This is a genomic window from Natronincola peptidivorans (genome assembly GCF_900111615.1).
Lineage (GTDB): Bacteria > Bacillota > Clostridia > Peptostreptococcales > Natronincolaceae > Natronincola_A > Natronincola_A peptidivorans.
This window is the reverse complement of sequence record NZ_FOHU01000024.1, coordinates 1-20,952: the sequence shown is the minus strand read 5'-3', so window position 1 is coordinate 20,952 and position 20,952 is coordinate 1. Positions and strand designations below refer to the sequence as shown.

Annotated in this window: 18 protein-coding genes and 1 rRNA gene; 3 read left to right on the top strand and 16 right to left on the bottom strand. The window is 35.2% G+C overall.

Going from position 1 to position 20,952, the window contains the following annotated elements; all coding sequences use genetic code 11:
• Positions 1-29: 29 nt before the first annotated feature.
• From ispF to BMX10_RS16025, 4 genes are all read right to left on the bottom strand, one after another.
• Positions 30-503: a 2-C-methyl-D-erythritol 2,4-cyclodiphosphate synthase gene (gene ispF, locus BMX10_RS16040; protein WP_090446532.1), complete on the bottom strand. Its 474-nt coding sequence runs from the start codon at positions 501-503 to the stop codon at positions 30-32.
• Positions 481-1,212, bottom strand: a complete 732-nt coding sequence (ispD, locus tag BMX10_RS16035) for a 2-C-methyl-D-erythritol 4-phosphate cytidylyltransferase (RefSeq protein WP_090446530.1) — start codon at positions 1,210-1,212, stop codon at positions 481-483. Before ispD ends, ispF begins: the two co-directional genes overlap by 23 nt.
• Positions 1,213-1,358: 146 nt before the next feature.
• Positions 1,359-2,459 carry a PIN/TRAM domain-containing protein gene (locus tag BMX10_RS16030; protein ID WP_090446528.1) on the bottom strand — a complete coding sequence of 367 codons (1,101 nt, stop codon included), beginning with the start codon at positions 2,457-2,459 and terminating at the stop codon, positions 1,359-1,361.
• A gap of 232 nt (positions 2,460-2,691) precedes the next feature.
• The gene (locus tag BMX10_RS16025; protein ID WP_090446526.1) at positions 2,692-3,168 is read right to left on the bottom strand and encodes a CarD family transcriptional regulator; all 477 of its coding nucleotides are present in this window, start codon (positions 3,166-3,168) and stop codon (positions 2,692-2,694) included.
• Between the two features lie 325 nt (positions 3,169-3,493).
• Here BMX10_RS16025 and BMX10_RS16020 point away from each other — a divergent pair, with 325 nt between their 5' ends.
• The gene (locus tag BMX10_RS16020) at positions 3,494-3,892 is read left to right on the top strand and encodes a DUF1573 domain-containing protein (RefSeq protein ID WP_090446523.1); all 399 of its coding nucleotides are present in this window, start codon (positions 3,494-3,496) and stop codon (positions 3,890-3,892) included.
• Positions 3,893-3,974: 82 nt separating this feature from the next.
• On the opposite strand, the gene disA is transcribed toward BMX10_RS16020, so the two are convergent.
• From disA to fusA, 7 genes are all read right to left on the bottom strand, one after another.
• On the bottom strand, positions 3,975-5,051 hold the full coding sequence (disA, locus tag BMX10_RS16015; protein ID WP_090446521.1) for a DNA integrity scanning diadenylate cyclase DisA: 1,077 nt from the start codon (positions 5,049-5,051) through the stop codon (positions 3,975-3,977).
• Positions 5,052-5,235: 184 nt separating this feature from the next.
• Positions 5,236-6,603, bottom strand: a complete 1,368-nt coding sequence (gene radA / locus BMX10_RS16010) for a DNA repair protein RadA (protein WP_090446519.1) — start codon at positions 6,601-6,603, stop codon at positions 5,236-5,238.
• Between the two features lie 119 nt (positions 6,604-6,722).
• Positions 6,723-9,161 carry an ATP-dependent Clp protease ATP-binding subunit gene (locus tag BMX10_RS16005; RefSeq protein ID WP_330387958.1) on the bottom strand — a complete coding sequence of 813 codons (2,439 nt, stop codon included), beginning with the start codon at positions 9,159-9,161 and terminating at the stop codon, positions 6,723-6,725.
• A gap of 18 nt (positions 9,162-9,179) precedes the next feature.
• Positions 9,180-10,202, bottom strand: coding sequence for a protein arginine kinase (locus BMX10_RS16000; protein ID WP_090446517.1), 1,023 nt, complete (start codon positions 10,200-10,202; stop codon positions 9,180-9,182).
• Between the two features lie 11 nt (positions 10,203-10,213).
• A complete protein-coding gene (locus tag BMX10_RS15995) occupies positions 10,214-10,723 on the bottom strand; it encodes a UvrB/UvrC motif-containing protein (protein ID WP_090446515.1) in 510 nt (169 codons plus the stop codon).
• Positions 10,724-10,733: 10 nt separating this feature from the next.
• Positions 10,734-11,192: a CtsR family transcriptional regulator gene (locus BMX10_RS15990; protein WP_090446513.1), complete on the bottom strand. Its 459-nt coding sequence runs from the start codon at positions 11,190-11,192 to the stop codon at positions 10,734-10,736.
• 160 nt (positions 11,193-11,352) lie between these two features.
• On the bottom strand, positions 11,353-13,422 hold the full coding sequence (gene fusA / locus BMX10_RS15985) for an elongation factor G (RefSeq protein ID WP_090446511.1): 2,070 nt from the start codon (positions 13,420-13,422) through the stop codon (positions 11,353-11,355).
• Positions 13,423-13,692: 270 nt separating this feature from the next.
• Here fusA and BMX10_RS15980 point away from each other — a divergent pair, with 270 nt between their 5' ends.
• A complete protein-coding gene (locus BMX10_RS15980) occupies positions 13,693-14,199 on the top strand; it encodes a superoxide dismutase family protein (protein WP_244272748.1) in 507 nt (168 codons plus the stop codon).
• Between the two features lie 65 nt (positions 14,200-14,264).
• On the opposite strand, the gene BMX10_RS15975 is transcribed toward BMX10_RS15980, so the two are convergent.
• Positions 14,265-14,762 (bottom strand): pyridoxamine 5'-phosphate oxidase family protein, encoded by a 498-nt coding sequence (locus tag BMX10_RS15975; protein ID WP_244272749.1) that lies wholly within the window; start codon positions 14,760-14,762, stop codon positions 14,265-14,267.
• Between the two features lie 124 nt (positions 14,763-14,886).
• Between BMX10_RS15975 and BMX10_RS15970 the strand changes: the two genes are divergently transcribed.
• The gene (locus BMX10_RS15970) at positions 14,887-15,720 is read left to right on the top strand and encodes a dimethylarginine dimethylaminohydrolase family protein (RefSeq protein ID WP_170834860.1); all 834 of its coding nucleotides are present in this window, start codon (positions 14,887-14,889) and stop codon (positions 15,718-15,720) included.
• 69 nt (positions 15,721-15,789) lie between these two features.
• Here the strand turns inward: BMX10_RS15970 and nrdJ are convergent, their stop codons facing one another.
• The 4 genes from nrdJ to rrf form a co-directional block, all read right to left on the bottom strand.
• Complete coding sequence (gene nrdJ, locus BMX10_RS15965) at positions 15,790-18,168, bottom strand: ribonucleoside-triphosphate reductase, adenosylcobalamin-dependent (RefSeq protein WP_244272747.1); 2,379 nt, start codon at positions 18,166-18,168, stop codon at positions 15,790-15,792.
• Positions 18,169-18,615: 447 nt separating this feature from the next.
• Positions 18,616-19,836 (bottom strand): putative glycoside hydrolase, encoded by a 1,221-nt coding sequence (locus tag BMX10_RS15960; RefSeq protein WP_244272746.1) that lies wholly within the window; start codon positions 19,834-19,836, stop codon positions 18,616-18,618.
• A 249-nt stretch (positions 19,837-20,085) separates the two neighbouring features.
• Complete coding sequence (locus tag BMX10_RS15955; protein WP_090446501.1) at positions 20,086-20,595, bottom strand: thioredoxin family protein; 510 nt, start codon at positions 20,593-20,595, stop codon at positions 20,086-20,088.
• A 239-nt stretch (positions 20,596-20,834) separates the two neighbouring features.
• A 5S ribosomal RNA gene (rrf, locus tag BMX10_RS15950) occupies positions 20,835-20,951 on the bottom strand.
• Between the last annotated feature and the right edge of the window lies 1 nt (position 20,952).

Below are 20,952 nucleotides of genomic sequence, written 5' to 3'. Positions count from 1 at the left end.
ACTACTTTGACTATTTTTTATTAAAATATTTACCTTACAACAATACTGGCAATAGCTTGAGCAGCAATACCTTCTCCACTTCCTGTGAAGCCCAGTCCTTCAGTTGTAGTAGCTTTTACATTTATCTGATGAATGGATACATTTAATGCTGCTGCTATGTTTTCTCTCATAGATTGAACATATGGTGCCATTTTAGGCTTTTCTGCAATGATAACAGCATCTACATTGTTAATAATATAGCCTTTTTTTAGCAAGAAACTTGCCACTTCTTCCAAAAGCTCTAAGCTATTGGCGCCTTTATACTGTTCATCTGTATCGGGAAAATGCTTCCCAATATCTCCCAAAGCTCCAGCACCTAACAACGCATCCTTTATTGCATGCAACAATACATCTGCATCAGAGTGTCCCATCAACCCCTTCTCAAAAGGAATATCTACGCCTCCTATAATTAGCTTTCTATCTTCCACTAGCCTATGTACATCATACCCTAATCCTATCCGCATTGTTGCCTTCCTCCTTTGCAAGTATTGCTTTTGCTATGATTAAGTCCTCGGGAGTTGTAATCTTAATGTTTTCATAGCTACCTTCTATGATTTTCACTGTATGTCCCAGCCTTTCTACTGCCATAGCATCATCTGTTACTATAACCTTTTCTGTTCTTAGTTTCTCGTAGGCAGTTTTCAGTAATTTATATTGAAAGGTTTGAGGTGTCTGCACTGCCCATAGATATTTTCTTTCAGGGGTATTTACTACTTCAAGCTCATCCCCTACCATTTTAATAGTATCCTTTACTGGCATTGCTGCAACAGCAGCCCCTATTTTTTCTGCCATATCTATACTGTTCTTAATTATTTTCTCTTTGACAAACGGTCTAGCACCATCATGGATCAGCACTATTTGACATCGCTTGTTTACCTCCAATAATCCGTTATATACGGAGTCCTGTCTTTCCTTTCCCCCCTCTATTACTTTAACCACTTTTGTAAATTTATATTTCTCTATTATTTCTGTTTTTGCAAAAGAAACTTCTTCTTTCCCTACTACCAGGATAATCTCATCTATGTACTGGCTATTTTCAAAAATCTGTAGAGTATGAGCTACAATAGGTTTCTCTTTTAAGGGGATATACTGTTTATTAAACCCTTCTCCCATCCGTTTCCCTTTGCCAGCAGCCACAATGATAGCTGAAACATTTTTATCATCTCTTCTCAATTCTGTCCCCTTCTTTCTACTTTATTATCTAAAGCTTTATATTAAAGGATTAAAACACTTCTATTTCTCCCATTTTAAAAACCCAGCATCCTCACGTATCTCTTTATACGCAGTGGTTGCTGGGTCAGAATTTTGTTCACTATGTTTTAAGCAGATTTATCTGCCAGTGTCTTAGGCTTTGCGAAAATCATTCTACCGGCAGCAGTTTGTAGTACACTTGTAACCAGCACATCTATATTCTGCCCAATATACTTTTTACCACTTTCAACAACAATCATAGTACCATCGTCTAGATAAGCTAAGCCCTGGCCAGATTCTTTACCATCTTTAATCACCTGTACAAACATTTCTTCCCCTGGTAGAACTACTGGTTTTACAGCATTAGCTAATTCATTAATATTTAGTACAGGAACCCCTTGAAATTCTGCTACCTTATTTAAGTTGTAGTCATTAGTTACTACTTTTCCTTCTAATAATTGAGCTAGTTTTAATAGCTTTGTATCTACTTCTAAGCCCTCTTCAAAAGAATTGCTATCAATCTTCACTTCAATATCCAATTCTTTTTGAATCTTATTTAGAATATCCAAACCTCTTCTTCCTCTGTTCCTTTTAATCGTTATAGAAGAATCTGCAATGTGTCGAAGCTCTTCTAAAACAAACTCAGGTATAACCAATGGGCCTTCAATAAATCCTGTTTTACATATGTCTGCAATTCTTCCATCAATGATGACGCTTGTATCCAAAATCTTAGGAGAGTTTTTTGATTCTTTTTTCCCGCCTTTTTCTCTCATCATATTTTTCTTGAAAACAGCTTGCAGATTAGGCAGTTCTTCTATTTTTTTTGTTGCTATTGTCACACCTAAATATGCCATAAAGATGTATACCACAGTGGAAACTATTGTTCCTACAAAAGGAATAGGTATATTATTGGTTAGTTGACTAATAAGATAGGCAATAATTAAACCTATAATGAGTCCAATGGAGCCTAGGGCTATATTGGTGATAGGGACGTTAGCTAGTTCACTTTCTATCCAATTAGCAATATCTCTTCCTTTATTAATTAACCATGGGGATAAAAGAAATAAAACCCCTCCACCAATCAATGAAGATATTATAATTCCAATTACATACGCCATAAAATTATCTTTCGTTACGGTAAGAATATTGTTAGTCACATAAATATAGATCAACAATCCTGATAATGCACCTAAAACGCTTAAAATGCCTCTTACAATTTTATTAAGCATTCCTTCACCTCCTATTCCTTCATTATTCCCACTTTTTTTGCTTTTAATATTTATTTATATAAAAACTCAAAACTTCTAAATAAAGATTCAAATTTTTCTCCTAATAGTTTCATATCTATTGTATCAGAAGGTAAATTAAAAGAAAAGCAAGAACCTAGTAATATGCAGCAATAATAGGAAAATATATCTAAAAAATCAACAAAAATAAAACCTCTTGACGAGGGCAAGGGATTTATTTTATCTTCTTTTCAATTAAATCTACTGCTTCTTCTTCAGTAACGTCCGTCGCAAGAATGATCTCACTTAGTAATATTTGTCTTGCGTTGTTTAGTATTTTTCTTTCTCCAGTAGATAATGCTTTCTCACGATCTCTCAGAGTCAGATTTCTAACTACCTCAGCTACTTCATAGATATCTCCACTTTTAATTCTATCCATATTTGCTCTATATCTTCTATTCCAGTTTTGTGACATTTTTGTTACATCTGCTGATAGTACTGCTATAACTTCTTCTACCTCTTTTAATCCTATTACAGGACGTACGCCAATATCCTCTACATTATCTAAAGGTATCATTACCTTCATATTATTTAAAGGTATTCGCATAATATAATATTTTCTTGATTTTCCTAGGATTTCTTTCTCCTCAATAGCTTCGATAATGCCGGCACCATGTACTGGATAGGAAATTTTATCGCCTATATTAAACATATTTTTCCCCCCAAAAAAACGCCTGTTTTTAGTATATTTCTAATATACAACAGTATACACTAAAAAAGCTGGATTGTCAATTAAAAATAACATTTTATCACAGCTCTTATGGGTTGTCAATGAATTTTTTTATAGTGGTTTTATAGTTTTTTTCTTTTCTCCTGTAATTGACAAATACTATAGGATGAAAGTATAATTAATGTATGTTACCAAATTGTCAATATCATCATGCTTTTGATTTTGTGTTTAATTGATTTTTAATCTTTTTATCCTTATATAAAATAAGTTTCATTTATCTTCAATAAAAAAACAAGGAGTTGTATTTATGAAAAATTTTTCCTTAGAAGAGTTTCAGCATAAAGTGGATGATGTCTTAGTAAGGCATAAAAGTATTTTGGATATATTAACGAAGTTACAAGAGAGCAGTGCTCGGATCAATCGTGCAGTAGCTAAATCTGCCACCGTCTGTGGGTGTATACAGTTGAATATAAAAAAACAAGAAACGCCTTCTAATATTACCTTTTCTGAAATGAAGGAATATATGTCTACCCATGTAGAAGGTGCTTTATGTCCCACCTGTAAAGAAAAAATTCATCAAGAGATTTCTACCAACATTTTTTATATAACCGCTCTTTGTAATGTTTTTGATATGGATATAGAAGAATTGGTGAAAAGCTATCATGATAATCACCTGAAAACTTTAGGCAAATATGGCTTATTATAGTTATAAACTACTTCATTAATAAAGAAAGCCATAAAATATTTATTATCAATAGATACTTTATGGCTTTCTTTATTATTTTTTGTTAAATATGCCTATCTAACAGTACTTGTTCTTGCAGCCTTCTTAATCCTTCTTTTATAGCTCTTGCTCTTACTTCTCCAATACCTTCTACTTCATCAAGTTTTTCTATTGATGCTTTTAGTGTTTTTTGGAAATTATTAAACTGTTTTACTAGATTATCTACAACAGTAGTGGGTAATCTCGGTATTTTAGTCAGTATTCTATATCCCTTCGGTGATACCGCTAAATCTAATGCATTTACATTATTACTATAGCCTAAAATCCTTGCTATATTTGTTAAGTTTAAAAGTTCTTCTGAGGATAAGGATTTTATAGACTTTTGAATCGTCTCATAGTCACCTTCAAAGTTAGCGTTATAATCATAAATCACATGCTTTCCATCTTCCTTTACATTATCCATCAATTCCTCCAATTGCATACTTACTAGTCTACCTTCGTTTCCCAGTTCATAAATGTATTTTTCAATTTCATAGGCAATCTTCATCACCATTTCTGTCCTTTGTAGAACTAGCGCCACATCATACACCGTTACTAAATCTTCAAATTCTAAAGCACTCAAACTGGTTATGGCTCTATCTAATGAAGTTTTATACTTTTCTAAGGTTTGTACAGCCTGATTGGCTTTCGTAAGGATTTTAGCTGTATCCTGTATAACATATTTATGATAGCCTTTATACAAAGTAATAATATTTCTTCTCTGGGAAATAGCAATGACAATTTCTCCCGTTTCTTTAGCCACCCTCTCCGCAATACGATGTCTAATCCCAGTTTCACTGGATGGGATAGAAGAGTCTGGAATCAGCTGTGCATTGGCATATAATATTTTTTTTGCATCATGACTTAGGATGATAGCACCATCCATTTTTCCTAGCTCGTATATGTAGGCTGGAGAAAAATCCATATTTATATGAAACCCGCCATCAATAATATCTAACATATCCTCATCATCTGATATCACAATTAATGCACCCGTCTTTGCCTTTAATAAGTTTTCTAACCCTTCTCTCAAGGGAGTACCCGGAGCTACTATTTTTAAAATTTCTATTAATTCTTCTTCTTTCGATAGTTCTTCCTTCACTATGGAATCGCCCTCCTTTCATTAAAGCTTTATCATTAGAGCATAGTATTACTTCTAATAAATTATAACAATCTATAGAAAATATGGAGATAATTATATTATGATTATTTTTCCAACAAATCTACAAATTAATCAGTCTTGTTGAAATAAAAAGAGGGAAAGAAAACTTAATGCAGAGAAATTATTATTCTACGATTAAATCAAATGCCTCTCTTAAGGTTTTTACTCCATTTATATTTAACCCTGCTAAAGTTTCTAACTTTCCTTTATTTCTTTCAGGAATGATGCAGGTTTGAAAACCCATTTTTTCTGCTTCCTTTATCATTTTTTCCGTATAGCTTACGGGCCTTAAATCTCCTGTCAAACTAATTTCACCAATGGCCATCATATTTTTCGAAGGCAATGCTATCCCTCTTGTGCTAGAGTAGATTGCCATAGCTACCCCTAGGTCTGCTGAAGTTCCTTCCAGCTTTAATCCCCCTACTACATTTATATAGATATCTTGATTCATCAAGGGTAAACCTATTTTCTTTTCTAGTACAGCAATAATTAGATTTAACCTATTCATGTCTATACCAACAGCTGTCCTCCTAGGAAATCCTGCATTAGTGGGGGTGACTAATGCTTGTATTTCTACTAAAAGGGGCCTAGTGCCTTCTACTGTTGCTATTACAATGGAGCCTTCCGCTTCAGAGTTAAGGGACTCTAAAAAAATAGCAGAGGGATTGCTAACCTCTATTAAACCTTCCTGCGCCATTTCAAAAACCCCTATTTCGCTAGTAGTACCAAATCTATTTTTTAAAGCCCTCAATATCCTGAATTCTTGTGTCCTTTCTCCCTCAAAATGCAGCACTGTATCCACCATATGCTCTAAAACTCTTGGACCCGCCAATTCCCCCTGCTTTGTTACATGAGCCACAAGAAACATAGGAATATTGTTAGATTTGCCTATCCTCATTAAATTGTTTACACATTCTTTGATTTGAGAAACACTTCCAGGAGCAGAGGTTAATTCTTGCTTGAAGAGGGTCTGCACAGAATCTATTAATACAAATGCTGGTTTCAAATCACTTATATACTTTTCAATAACATCAATATTGGTTTCCGAAACAATATATAATGTGTCTGCTAAAGCATTTAACCTTTCTCCCCTCATACTAATTTGTTCCTCAGATTCTTCCCCAGAAACATATAGGACAGTACCATATTTTTCTGCAATCCTGCTACTGGCCTGGAGAATTAATGTAGATTTTCCTATTCCTGGCTCACCAGAAATCAAAGTCAAGGATCCTTTTACCAATCCTCCCCCCAGCACACGATTTAATTCCTTTATTTCTGTGTCATATCTTTCATAGGAACCTAGTTTAATGGATTTTATTAATTGGGGCTTTGTACTGCTGGCAATGGTGGGAGATCTTTTGAAGTCCTTTTTCTCTAAAGCCAATTCTTCTTCCATTGTATTCCACTGCTCACATCCGGGACACCTTCCCATCCATTTTGCGCTTTCATATCCACACTGCTGGCATATAAATTTACTTTTTGTTTTCCCCATATCCTCACCTACCCATTCTTATTAATTATGCATCTTTAGTTTAAGTATACTACTATAGAGCCCTCCTTTACAAACACAAATAGGAAGGTTACCCTTCCTATTTCAATCAATGGTTTCCATTAGGGCAGTTTATTCACCCTTAGTTCTTCATTTTGAAAGTCAATTTCTACTTGGCTTCCAGCAACAACTGTACCCTTTAATAATTCTTCTGAGATTTTATCCTCAATCAGTTTTTGTATAGCTCTTTTTAATGGTCTCGCTCCAAATTGAGGATCATACCCTTTATCACTAATATGCTCCTTAGCATTATCGGTTATTTCCACCTTAATATCTAGCTTTTCTAAGCGCTTCTTCAGATCAGTCACCATTAAATCTACTATTTTTGTGATGTTTTCTTTGTCTAAGCTATGGAAAACGATGATATCATCAATTCTATTTAAAAACTCTGGTCTAAAGCTTCTTCTTAGTTCATCCATTACATTTTCTTTCATCTTCTCATATTCATTTTTAGCTCTATCTCCCTCATCCACTGCAAATCCCAGAGACTTTTGTTTCTTTATGGTATGTGCCCCTACATTAGAGGTCATGATAATAATGGTATTTTTGAAATCTACTGTTTTTCCCTTTGCATCCGTTAGACGACCATCCTCTAATATCTGTAATAGGATGTTAAAGACATCAGGGTGCGCCTTTTCAACTTCATCAAAAAGGACCACTGAATATGGCTTTCTTCTCACTTTTTCTGTCAACTGGCCACCTTCTTCATACCCCACATAACCTGGTGGAGATCCAATTAATCGCGACACCGTGTGCTTTTCCATATACTCCGACATATCTATGCGAATCATTGAATTTTCGTCCCCAAACATAGCCTCCGCCAGCGCTCTAGATAACTCTGTTTTTCCTACGCCTGTAGGTCCTAGAAAGATAAAGGAACCGATAGGTTTTTTAGGATCCTTCAATCCCACCCTTGCTCTTCTTATAGCTCTAGATACGGCCTTTACAGCCTCTTCCTGTCCAATGACCCTTTCATGAAGAATATCTTCCATATTTAGAAGCTTTTGGGATTCTTCCTGTTGTAGCTTAGTAACTGGAACCCCCGTCCAATCAGATACAATCTCTGCAATTTCTTCTGTATCTACTGTTGCTTTATCTGTTTGGCTTTTACTCCTCCAAGTATGCTTCCTCTCATCTAACGCTTCCTTCACTGCATTTTCTTTATCCCTTATTTGTGCCGCCCTTTCAAAATCCTGCAAACTGATGGCTTCTTCTTTTTCCTTGGCTAATTTTTCTATTTCCTCTTCTAAATCCTTTAAATCAGGGGGTGCAGTTACCACCTTTAGCCTGATTTTTGATGCTGCCTCATCGATTAAATCTATCGCTTTATCTGGTAAAAATCTATCGGTAATATATCTATGGGACAATTCTACAGCAGCTTTTATAGCTTCATCTGTTATTTTCACTGTATGATGGGCTTCATATTTATCTCTTAATCCTTCTAGTATTTTGATTGTATCTTCAGTAGAAGGTTCGTCTATGGTTATTGGCTGGAATCTTCTCTCCAGAGCAGCATCTTTCTCAATATGCTTTCTATACTCATCTAAAGTGGTAGCGCCTATAGTTTGTAGTTCGCCCCGGGCTAGAACTGGTTTTAAAATATTAGAGGCATCTATTGCACCCTCAGCAGCTCCTGCCCCTATCATAGTATGGATTTCATCAATAAACAGGATGATATCTCCTGCCTGACGTATTTCCTCCATTGCTTTTTTTAAACGGTCTTCAAATTCTCCCCTGTATTTAGCACCTGCCAGCATAGCAGATAAATCTAGTGTTATTATTCTCTTATCTCTTAAAACCTCCGGTACATTTCCTTCAACGATTTGTTGAGCCAATCCCTCAGCTATAGCTGTTTTCCCTACTCCAGGCTCTCCAACTAAGCATGGATTATTTTTTGTTCTTCTGCTTAATATCTGTATCACTCTTTGTATTTCTTTGCTCCGTCCTATCACTGGATCAATTTTTTCTTCTTTTGCCATTTGATTTAAATCTCTGCTATATTTATTTAAAGTAGGGGTATCAGTACCTGTTTTTTTACTGCCATGCATGTTGTTATTTGGTGTCCCCTTACTGTTCAATAGCTTCAACACTTCTTCTTTTGCCTTTTCTAAGCTTACTCCCATTTCTACTAAGATTTTAGCAGCAATTCCTTCATTTTCCCTTATTAAACCCAGCAATAAATGCTCTGTACCGATATAGCTATGGCCAAGATTCCTTGCTTCCTCAAAACTCAGCTCAAATATTTTTTTTGTTCTTGGTGTGAAACCCATAAGCTGCTGTTGTTGACCTTTGCCAACAATCGCTACTATACTTTCCTGTAGTTTTGAAATTTCTACTCCTAGATTTTTTAATGCCTTTGCTCCAATCCCTTCCCCCTCTTGCAATAAACCTAACAATAGATGTTCTGTCCCCACATAGCTATGTCCAAATTGCTGGGCATATTGTTGAGACAAAATCACAGCCTGTTGTGCTCTTTCAGTGAATTTACCATGCATTCCCATGGAAACATCCCTCCTAATTTATAATATACTTCTTATTAATTCTGCCCTCTTAATATCTCTTTCAGCTATATTTAAAGGTCTCTCATAATATTTTTGCAAATAGCCAGGTTGTATCATCGTAATAAGGCTATTTACTTTTTCTAAAGGAGCTTCTTGTATTAATCCTAGATTAACTCCGAGTTTTACATCAGAAATTAACTGCATTGCTTCATTAGCAGCAATTTTCCTAGCATTCTTAAGTATTCCAAAGGATCTAAAAACTCTATCCTCCAGTTCAATTTTTTTAGCATCCACTAAATTTTTTCTAGCCCCTCTTTCTTTTTCCACAATTTGCATTGTAACATCGTGAAGATTGCCTATAATCTCTTTTTCCGTTATACCTAACGTTACTTGGTTAGAGATTTGATACAGATTTCCAATAAACTCAGTGCCTTCTCCATAAATCCCCCTTACAGCTAAGCCAATTTGTCCTGCCGCCCTTAGCACTGCTTGAATAAAACCCGTCAAGCTTAAAGCTGGTAAATGCAGCATGACAGAAGACCTTATCCCCGTTCCTAAATTTGTAGGACAAGCAGTAAGATAACCTAACTCCTCATCAAATGCATAGGTTACTTTTTCCTCCAATAGGTCATCTATTTTATCTGCAATATCCCAGCCCTCTTGCAATTGTAACCCTGGCAATAAGCATTGGATTCTTATGTGATCCTCTTCATTAATCATAATACTAATAGTTTCCTCTTGGTTTACTAGCATGTTTCCCGTTGCTATGTTTTTAGCTAGATCAGGGCTAATAAGATGTTTCTCCACATAGTTTAATCTATCCACTTCATCTGTTTCCCTCATGGAAATTAATTGAAAATCTTCATTAAATGATGTATTTCCCGCTAAGATGCCCTTATGAACCTTTTCTGTTACCTCCTTAGCTAAAGCTTCGCTTAAACCATGAGGAAATGGAATTCCTTCAATATTTCTAGCAATTCTTACCCTGCTGCTTATAACAATGTCCGATTGAGGTCCCGTTTCCTTTAACCATCCTGCCATTTTTATCCCTCCTACATTTCCTCAATACGATTTTCAAGCTCATTGATCTGGTCTCTTAACTCCGCAGCTTTTTCAAAAGCCTGCTGATGAACAGCTTCTATTAATTGTTGCTTTAGCTGATGTACTTCTCTTTTTAAACGAATGATTCCACCGGTTCTTTTTGGAGCTTTTCCCGTATGTCTTATATTGCCATGGATTTTCCTTACAAGAGGTCCTAGCCGTTCTTTAAAGCTTTCATAGCATTGATTACAGCCTAGTCTTCCTTTTTGTCTAAATCTATCATAGGTAGTGTTGCACTGAGGACATTGATAAGTCTCACTATACTGGGTGGAAAATTGATGGTCAGTGTTCACATCCAAAAGCCCTGCTAAAAAATTGTGTATAGAAAATGAGTTTTCAAAGTTTGCTGTATCTTTTACTTTTGCACAATCTTCACATAAATGAATCTCTTCTTTCTTACCCTGTATAATCTTTGTCATATGGATTGTTGCTTTTTTTTCATTACATTCTTCACAAAACATAATCTCCCTCCTATTTGACTAATGCAGCTAACATATGTTTTAAAATATTTGCTCTTATTTGATCTTTAAAGTTTAATGGAGATATAATTGCTGCATCTTCAATAGCAGCTTGCATAATTTTTGATTCTCTTAATGAAATCATATTTCTATCCAAAAGAGCCGCTATTAATCTACTGGCTTGATTTTTTGTTATACTGTTTCCTATTTCTCTAGTAATTATATGATAAAGGGTTTGATCTTTATCAAAGACTAGTTCAGTTATTCTAATGTACCCTCCTCCACCCCTTTGACTTTCAATATAATAGCCTTGAGCATAATCAAACCGAGTCATTAAAACATAATTAATCTGGGATGGAGAACAATCAAAATATTTTGCCAGCTCATTTCTCTGAATTTCTATGGTTCTATTTTCATTTTCCTTTATCAGTTGTTTGATAAATTTTTCTATGATATCACTTATTCTAGCCACAGCATCACCCCTTTGACCTTCTTTGACCTTCTTTGTTATATTTTATAAAATACTTAAGCTGTTGTCAATAATCATCTATTACAATAATTCCACAATAATAATAAATTTAAACAAAAAACCAAAAAAAAGCATATGCTATGCATATGCTTTAAAAGGAAATCTATTCTTTAGCTGCGTTAGCAGCTTCCACTACTTTTTCACTAATCATTTGTGGTGCTTCTTCATATCGTACAAATTCCATGGTGAAGCTTCCTCTTGCTTGTGTCAAGGAACGTAAGTCGTTAGCATACTTAAACATTTCTGACTGAGGCACTTCTGCTACTACCAGCTGCATCCCTTTAGGCTGAGGCTCCATTCCTAGAATTCTCCCTCTTCGCTTGTTTAAGTCCCCCATGATGTCTCCCATGTACTCTTCTGGCACTAAAACCTCTGCCTTCACAATTGGTTCTAATAACACTGGTTTAGCGGCTTCCATTCCTTTTTTGAAGGCTAAGGATGCGGCTATCTTAAAGGCCATCTCTGAGGAATCCACATCATGATAGGAACCATCATATAGGGTAGCTTTTAGATTTACCACAGGGTAGCCAGCTAACGACCCTTTCTCTAAACATTCTCTTAAACCCTTTTCTACTGCTGGTATATAGGACTTTGGCACAGATCCACCGAAGATTTCTTCAGCAAATTCAAATTCTTCTTGAGATGGTTCAAATCTTATCTTCACATCACCATATTGCCCATGACCGCCGGATTGCTTTTTATGTTTACCTTGTACGTCTGATTTACCTTTGATGGTTTCTCTATAAGGAACAATGGCATCACTTAGCTCTACCTCTACTCCAAACTTATTTTTAAGCTTACTGGTAATTACTCTAATGTGTAGTTCTCCCTGCCCTCTAATAAGCGTTTGCTTGGTTTCTGCATTTCTTTCAAAACTAAAGGACGGATCCTCTTCTGCTAAGCGCTGGAGTCCAGAGCTAATTTTTTCTTCGTCTCCCCTGGCCTTTGGCTCTACCGCTAGATATAGCTGTGGCAATGCAAACTCAATGCCGCTATATAGTACTGGGTCATTGATGCTGCATAGGGTGTCTCCTGTAACCGTATGTTGTAGTTTTGCAGCAGCAGCTATGTCTCCTGCCTTTACCTCATTTATTTCTATTTGGTTCTTTCCTCTTAATAGGAATAAGTTACTTATCTTCTCTTTTGCATCCTTATTAGCATTTAAAACCTCCATGTCTGCCTTTAAGGTGCCAGAAATCACTTTGAATATAGAAATTTTCCCAATATATGGGTCAACAATTGTTTTAAATACTTGTGCTGAAAATGGTTGATTCGACTCAAGAGTTCTTTCAACCACGTCTCCTTTATGAGGATGCTTTCCTTCTTTTGGAGGCATATCCATAGGAGAAGGTGAATAGTCATTAATCATATTTAGTAAGCTGTGTAGTCCTATGTTTTTAATAGTAGCACCGCAAAGAACTGGTACAATGTCTCCACTAAGAATACCCTTTCTTAGTCCTTCTTGAATCTCTTCCTGTGTAAATTCTTCGCCTGCAAAATACTTCTCCAATAATGCTTCGTCACTCTCTGCTACTGATTCCATTAACATTTCTCGTATCTCTAAAACTTCACTCATTTTATCCTCTGGTATTGCTTTTTCTATACAGTTCTTGCCATCATATTCCTTGGCTATCATTTTTACAACGTTAATATTGCCGATAAAATTCTCTTTTTCTCCTAGAGGAATTTGGAATGGTGCTATTTTTTTACCAAACTTTTCTCTTAATTGGTTCAACACCTTATCAAAATCAGCATTTTCCCTATCCATTTTATTGATAAACATAAAGGTTGGTTTCTTTTTGTCTTCTGCATAGTCCCATGCCTTTTCTGTACCTACTTCTATACCGCTGGTGGCATCTACTAATATAATTAATCCTCCTGCTACTTTAATAGAACTCTGTACTTCTCCAATAAAATCGAAATAACCTGGTGTATCTATGAAATTAATCTTATGCTGTTCCCATTCCATAGGAACAACAGAAGTATTAATGGATATCTTTCTGGCTATTTCCTCTTTATCAAAATCTGAAATCGTATTCCCGTCTTCCACTTTTCCAATCCTGTTAACGACTTTTCCTGTGTATAAAGCTGCTTCTGTTAAAGTAGTTTTTCCGCATCCACCATGTCCTAATAGTGCTATATTTCTTATTTTGTCAGCTTCATATATTTTCATTTATTCTCCCCCTCGTATGATATCAGATATTATTAGATTTATTACAATATTCTATATTCTTTTGAAAACTCCTTTTTTATTTCTCTAATTTTTTTAAATATTTCATTAATGTAAATTATTCCAAAGTTTCTAAATAATTATAACTGTTTTTTAAAAAAATCTCCTTGAAATGATACTTTTTTATCTGTTTTATAAAGGGAGCTATAGCATTCCCTTTATTTTTAACATACTATGTATTAAATCTCATTTTATCTAAAGGAGTTAATGTATATGTATAATCAGAGGTATTATTACTATCCCTCCCCCAATTATTCATCCATGGCAGTGGCCTACGTAAAAGGAGGACCTCTTAGACCACAGATGTATGGTACTGTTTGGTTTAGAGAAGTACCAGGAGGCACAGAGGTTTGTACGGAGGTTCATGGCCTTCCCCCCTATCGTCCAGCCACAAATGATGAAAATCCTATAGGACCCCATGGCTTCCACATCCATGAATATGGTACCTGTGAAGTTAATAACCCAGAGGATCCTTTTCAAGCAGCAGGTGGGCACTGGGATCCTGATAATCAACCGCATGGTAATCATGCAGGAGATTTTCCAGTTTTATTTTCAAATAATGGTTATTCTAGAATGTGTTTTTTTACCAATAGGTTTACACCAGCAGATGTTATTGGTAAATCCATTATCATTCATGAAAATCCAAATGATTATCGCAGCCAACCAGCTGGCAATGCTGGTAAGCGTTTGGCCTGCGGCATTATTCAATGGTATCAGTAGCAGTAATAAATAAGGAGACTGTCTTTTAAATGGTTTAGTTAATCATTTAAAAGACAGTCTTTTTTTTAGTGTAGTAATGACATTTCCTCTGGCTGTATTTCTACTTCTTCATGTCTTAAAATCTGTTTTGTTCTATCCCCATCCTCTAAGGAATCTAAGTACACAACCTCTGTCGGGACAATCTTTATAGCCTTTAGATGATCCCCCTTCACCTGACCCATCTCATTGTCAGGATTATATTTCATGGCTTCTTCAAAAATCTTTTTATCCTGTGCACAGATTGTAGCTTTACCAAAAACCTGTATTCCTTTAATTCTTTTATAATTGATATATTCTGTATTCACTAACAGGCAAACATTTGAATTTGACTCTATAGCTTTGAATTTTTCTCCACCAGCTGACAGTATATATATATCCATCTCTTCTCCTAAAAAATACTGTACTGGACTACATCTAGGTATATCATCTTTGCAGGTAGCTAAAGCTGCACTTTTATGTTCTTTGAGAAAGCCTCTGATATGATCTCTTAACTCAAGAGGCGCCATTTTTCTATCCACTGCCATCATCTCCTTTACTCACTCATCTTTTTACTATTTTTCAACATTTACTACTATTATTGATTTTTTTGGGAGAAACTATGTAAACAGATATTTTAAAGCACCTATTAATTATAAGGAAGTGTTGCATGTGAAAGGATTCGTGATTAATGAATATGATAGAATACTTGGTGGCCTTGTAGTCTATCCAAGCTTTTTCGATGTAGTAGATATCAACAATAAGTATAGAGGAACAATAAATAGAAATTTAGTTATTGATCAATACAATACATTTGTTAATGTGTTGATCAACGAAGATATTAAAGTGAATTTTTTAAATCTAATGAGTAGTCCTTCGCAGCTTTATACTAGAGACCTGGGTTTTGTTATAAAGGATATCTTCTTTATTTCAAATCTAAAAGATCCTATACGTAAAGATGAAGTTAAAGTATTAATTGATTTTCTTAAGAATTATGGTGGAAAAATTCATATCATGTCCCATAATGTTGAGGGGGGTGATGTTATTCTTCATAACGATAAGCTGTTTATAGGGGTAGGTGGCAGAAGCACAGAGGCGGCCGTTAACGAAATAGTCCAGGTTCTTGATAAAAATCATATTTATCTAGAGATGGTTAAAGTAATTTTTGATACATCAAAAATACATCTTGACTGTGTTTTTAATGTTTTAGATGAAAAAAGTTGTATTATTACTGACTATATCTTTAATGTTGAAGTTATCAAAAGACATTTTACTAATATAATAAAAATAGAAAAAGAAGATGCTGATTCACTGGCTGCTAATATTGTGAATCTCGGTAATGGGAAAATCATATGTAGTAATAAATCTTTAGTCTCCTTACTAAAAGACTATGATTACACACCGATCTATATTGATTTTAGCGAAATTATCAAAGCCCAAGGTGGATTAGGCTGTTGTATATTCCCTACATGTAGGCAGCATTTCTCTGTAAAGGAGGGGCTGTAGTTCTTCATGTTTAAGTTAAAGAACTACAGCCCCTATAATAATTAACTCTCTCTTTATAGATTATTGCCCTTATCTAATAGGGCAGACCCCTGTTTCACATCCATCCTCCGTTATCTCTAGCGCAACTTCAGTTTGTTCATACTTACTTATCAACGAAGGAATGAATTCCTTCATTTCTTTCACCCTTTTTGTATACTCTATTTCGTTAATAGCCTCATAGGGTAGTAGCTTATAAAAGTTATCTTCTAGAGACAAGAAGGTTAATGCTACCGTATCCTCCCAATGATCCCATACCCATTCTTCTACCTTCTCCCACTCATCATCTCTTACATGAACAGTAATAGAACAGTTATGATCCACATAATGCTCCATAAACATTTTATAATTTTCTAATTGTTCTATGGCAGAAACATCATATTTGGTTTTTCCCTCAGGTGCCTTTACAGGAAATTCTACTACCTTGGTGAAGCAGGTATCCCAATCCTGTCCTACTTCTGGGTAAACAGGGTAGTCTAACTCTTCACAAACCTTAACTAAAGGATCATCAGCACTCACCCTTATTCTTCTAATATAATAAGGGGCATGGGAATAATGTACTCCACTGGATACAATAGGCAACTGACTTAATGTTCCCTCCGGTTTTACAGTAGTAACCAGCAATGGTGGATTTTCACCAATAGCTTCTGCATAACGCTTTGCCTCTTCATTGGCAGTTTTCCTCAGTTCCTTTAATAAGTCAATAGCTTCCTTCTTAGATATCCCAGTAGCATTGATCATATCCTGCCATCCTGTTAAGGAGCATCCAAGTAATTTATCTCTTTGTTGCACTGCATCCCATTTAGGAAGCTCAAGTTCTACACATGTCATTCTATAGCTGGCTCTTGCAGATAACCTTTGCGCCTCCAGTAAACCTTCTTTATCCAATGTTCCGTCCGCCTTTACAAATGCATATACATTGACCGTAGTTAAATTACAAAGTCCCCTAGAATCCAGGAGAATCTCTCCACAGGGATTAACTCCATGCATATTAGGTCTTCTCTTAGTAGCTGCCTCTGCGTTGACCCATCCTGGTTCTCCAGAATATCTCATTTTTTTCATTAGCCAACTCAGTTCTTCTCTAGAGGGTTTATTTTCATAATAAATTGAGTTATTACTCATCTGTCTATGTATTATATTTTTATCTACAAGCCATTGTCCATCAATTTGTTTATACAAATTAGCTTTTGCTTCTATTGACTCTTGATCATTAGGATCAATTAATACCATTTCAGCAGTGCGTCTTACTCCTCCTACTACAACATTTTCTCCAATAATATTGGCTATATCTAAACAATCAATGGGTCTTAGCTTTCCTCTATTGCATCCATTAATTTTTTTATTGTTTTTAATTACCTTATTAATTTTATAAAACATATTTTTTAAGCTTTCATGACCACTGGCAGTTCCTCCAAAGGTTTTTAGTTTCTCTCCCTTAGGTCTTACATGATCGTAGTTTATAATGATTGTCTTTACATTTCTATACTCATGACTGGATAACAGTTTAAAGAAAAAGTCTAAGGACTGGGTCCAACCTTCCTTACTATCTCCAACAGTTATCTTAACAGTATTTTTATGGACAAACTCTAAACTGGTATTGTCTTCTCTCATATGTACAGGTACTGGATGATAATCCTTATGAATCATATCATAATCCAATCTGATTTTTGCTAATCCTTCCACGTCCTTTTTTAAAACTCTTACCCCAACGCCTGCTCCCACCATTAATAGGTAAAACAAATCCTTAAAAGAATCAATACTATCAATTACTAAAAAAGCACAGTTATAATTAGCCATGGGATAATTTCTTGCTACAGGTGTATTCCCAACCCAAAAGGTTCTCCCTGACAAAAATTGCTTCAAATTATAGACATTATCAAATAATTTTTCTGCTTCTTCCTTTGTTGTAGGTACAAGACTACAATTGTATTCCACTGCTCTTTTAACAGTTTCCCACCAATACTCTCTTCTACCCTCTTCAGAAAGCCATCTTGAATAGGTTCTATAATACACAAAGTTACCCAATTGCTTCATGGGAGAAAGTTTATGTTTATAATTACTAATAAATTCGTCTGATAACAGCTTACCTTCTTCCTTTTTTCTAGCTTCTCTAGTTCTATCTCTTTGACTTCTATAAATAATATACTTCTTAGCAGCATCTTTCCTATTGCTGGCCATTAGCATAGTTTCTACAATATCTTGTATTTCCTCTACCTGAACAGGACCAGTATTTTCTTTTATCTTGCTTTCAATTTCCTTTGCTATCTCTCTACTTAACCCTTCATTGATCCCTGCCTTAGTCTCTGCCATAGCTCTTTCTATAGCATTAATTATTTTAGAAATATCAAATTCTACCAATCTGTTATCTCTTTTAACAACCTTGGTCATCACCATCCGCCCTTTCAACTTCATAATGCATTACCTTCCTTATGCTTTGCACAACATTTAGTGTTTGGTAGTAAGTTGGTATACTGAATATTGTACCATTCAATGGGTGACATGTCAAAATATACCGCGGCCTTTTTACAGAGATTTTAGATTCATTTTGTCTGTTTAAGAGAATTATTTCTATTTATCTTCAATTTTTATACTTATTTTTTTATAGGCTATGTTAAAGATGATGTTGATATTATATAAATAAAATCATGACAAGATACTGAGTGATTGTCACTCTGAGCATAGCGAAGAGTCTTAGATCCTTCGGTTCCCTCAGGATGACAAATCCCAAGAATTAATAGAATGCTAAAATCAACAATAGTGTTTAACAAGGCCTTTTTATAAAATCCAGTGATAAATAGTTGCAAAAGAAATGCTATTGTAAATCAGTCCTTTACAATAGCATTTCTTTTTTATTATTGACTAGTTTTCCATCAAAGCTTCCCATGTATAACGGTTACTTGCATTCCATAGTACCCATTCTTCTAGCCCTGCATCATAGGTTGCTTTTATTTGTGCTTCAATTTCTGCTTTTCCATAACGCTTATAAAGTCCTGCCCCTAAATAAGAAGCTGTAAAATCCTGAAGCCATGGTCTTAAAATTGCTTTTGGCCTATCCGTCTCCAACGCTTCAGCTCTTTCTCTAGCTGTATTCATGCTGGTGTAAACAATGGTATAAGGGTCCTTATCTGGTATCGCTACCCCATAGGTTCCTAATGCGTAATGAGAAGGATAAACCATAGGCAGCAATACATCAGTAGCAGGCACTAAGGTTTCAAGGTGTTGACCTAATCGCATATCATCTGAAACTGTTGTCACCAACCCAAAGATATCGGCAGATATAATAACCCCATGTTCCTTTAGCTCTTCTCTAGCATATTCTAGAAATGCTGCAATAGCTTCTGCCATTGTTTCTTTTTTCCCCGCTTCACCATAATCAATGATGGCCCTGTTCCCATCAGTAGGAAACCTTACATAGTCAAATTGAATGTCTTTAAAACCTTTTTCTGCTGCTTCCCTAGCTATATCAACAAGATAATCCCAAGTTTCTCTATTATAAGGGTTTAACCAAGCATCCCCTTTTCTATCTCTCCACACTGCCCCAGTATTACTCTTTATAGCTAGATCTGGTCTAGCAGTGGCGGCTTGTTTATCCTTGAAGGATACAATTCGAGCAATTGGATATATATCATTTTCTCTTAAAGCCTCCATAATCAAATGGAAATCTCTGACTTTAACACTACTATCTGCTCCCACTTCTTTTACCATGGGAACTGATGACCTATAGGTCATGGTGCCATAATCATCCTTTACATCAATTACCCAAGCGTTAACAACAGATTGCTTGGTTAAATCAATAGTCCGATTAAATCTCTCTGTTAATCCTACACTATGTCCCGTCATAAAAATACCTTTTACTTTTTCAGTGACCTTATAAGGCTCCCAACTTACTTCTGGCTGAATAAAGTTGTCTCCTTGATGTAATTGTACTTCAGATAGATCATAGTCCACCCAAGCATTAGAATGAGCTAAAATCTTTTCAGTAACCATATCTATTTCTTTGGTATTGTGGCTTAACAACAATGCAATAACAAGAATACCTATTATTACTATAGGAATAAACTTTTCTTTTTTAAAATTCACCATCATGCCCCCCTCAATCATTGTCAACTACATTATAACACAGGATTTTACATTTCTCATCATTTTTTTAGACATAGGCACTTTATACCAATAACCTTAGCTTTCCAAGATATAGTACTAAGTCTCTCACTTCATTCATAAGTGAGAGACTTAGTACTATATTAAAGATGAAATTCACAAAGGTACAGAGTTTGCCCAACAATAAAGAAAATTATGATGGTTTTTCAACGGTCTGTAGTAGGTAAACACCTACTTTCTATTAATAATCTCTATTATTTCTTCGATTGTACTATTAATATATTCACCTTTTCTATATTTTCTTTTGGCTACAATGACCTCTACCTGATTTCCTTTTCCTACGATATCCTTAAGTATTTTTGGTGTTTCTATAAAAACGCCTTTCTCTTGAAATGCATCATCTAGTATCACAAAAGTTGGTATCTTTACTTTTCCTCCAACCTTATAGCTCTGCATATGCATTTCATTTTCTTCTCTTGGTAGTATACTAATCTTAAGCTTAGGATTTATATCCTGCATTTTTTGTAAAGCTGGCACATTGATCATGCAATCAGGACACCATATTTCTGCAAAGGCTAAAACATGTATTGGATTCTCTATTTTCTTAATCCTATCCTCCAGCGTATCCTCTACAACGATGTTTTTATATATTTCTAATGTCTTTTCTCTATTGATATCTTGGTCCATATCCAAGAATGCTTCAAACGAACTACCTAACTGAAACAATTCACGAAAAGTCATTTTACCATCCCCCTCCTTTGCAGTACTACTTTTTATTATATCATTATTAGGAAAGGAATTTAAGTAAATTCCTTGTAATTTCATACCTATTTTTAAGGTAATAATATGTATATCTTACTATTTATTGTAATAATCATTATTCGTCATGTGGAAAATATATGCCACAATTTTATTTAAGCCCTTTTAGCGCAAGACAAAAACTAAAAAAACTTCTACATGTTGTTGTAGAAGTTTTTTCTATGTCGCAACGACCTACTCTCCCAGGCAGCTTCCCGCCAAGTACCATCAGCGCTGAAGGGCTTAACTTCTGTGTTCGGGATGGGAACAGGTGTGACCCCTTCGCTATTGTCACGACAT

Excerpts from the sequence above, each read along its gene's own strand:
- ispF (WP_090446532.1), bottom strand. The coding sequence starts at position 503 with ATGCGGATAGGATTAGGGTATGATGTACATAGGCTAGTGGAAGATAGA.
- BMX10_RS16030 (WP_090446528.1), bottom strand. The coding sequence starts at position 2,459 with ATGCTTAATAAAATTGTAAGAGGCATTTTAAGCGTTTTAGGTGCATTA.
- BMX10_RS16025 (WP_090446526.1), bottom strand. The coding sequence starts at position 3,168 with ATGTTTAATATAGGCGATAAAATTTCCTATCCAGTACATGGTGCCGGC.
- BMX10_RS16020 (WP_090446523.1), top strand. The coding sequence starts at position 3,494 with ATGAAAAATTTTTCCTTAGAAGAGTTTCAGCATAAAGTGGATGATGTC.
- radA (WP_090446519.1), bottom strand. The coding sequence starts at position 6,603 with ATGGGGAAAACAAAAAGTAAATTTATATGCCAGCAGTGTGGATATGAA.
- BMX10_RS16005 (WP_330387958.1), bottom strand. The coding sequence starts at position 9,161 with ATGGGAATGCATGGTAAATTCACTGAAAGAGCACAACAGGCTGTGATT.
- BMX10_RS16000 (WP_090446517.1), bottom strand. The coding sequence starts at position 10,202 with ATGGCAGGATGGTTAAAGGAAACGGGACCTCAATCGGACATTGTTATA.
- BMX10_RS15995 (WP_090446515.1), bottom strand. The coding sequence starts at position 10,723 with ATGTTTTGTGAAGAATGTAATGAAAAAAAAGCAACAATCCATATGACA.
- fusA (WP_090446511.1), bottom strand. The coding sequence starts at position 13,422 with ATGAAAATATATGAAGCTGACAAAATAAGAAATATAGCACTATTAGGA.
- BMX10_RS15980 (WP_244272748.1), top strand. The coding sequence starts at position 13,693 with ATGTATAATCAGAGGTATTATTACTATCCCTCCCCCAATTATTCATCC.
- BMX10_RS15975 (WP_244272749.1), bottom strand. The coding sequence starts at position 14,762 with ATGGCAGTGGATAGAAAAATGGCGCCTCTTGAGTTAAGAGATCATATC.
- nrdJ (WP_244272747.1), bottom strand. The coding sequence starts at position 18,168 with ATGAAGTTGAAAGGGCGGATGGTGATGACCAAGGTTGTTAAAAGAGAT.
- BMX10_RS15955 (WP_090446501.1), bottom strand. The coding sequence starts at position 20,595 with ATGACTTTTCGTGAATTGTTTCAGTTAGGTAGTTCGTTTGAAGCATTC.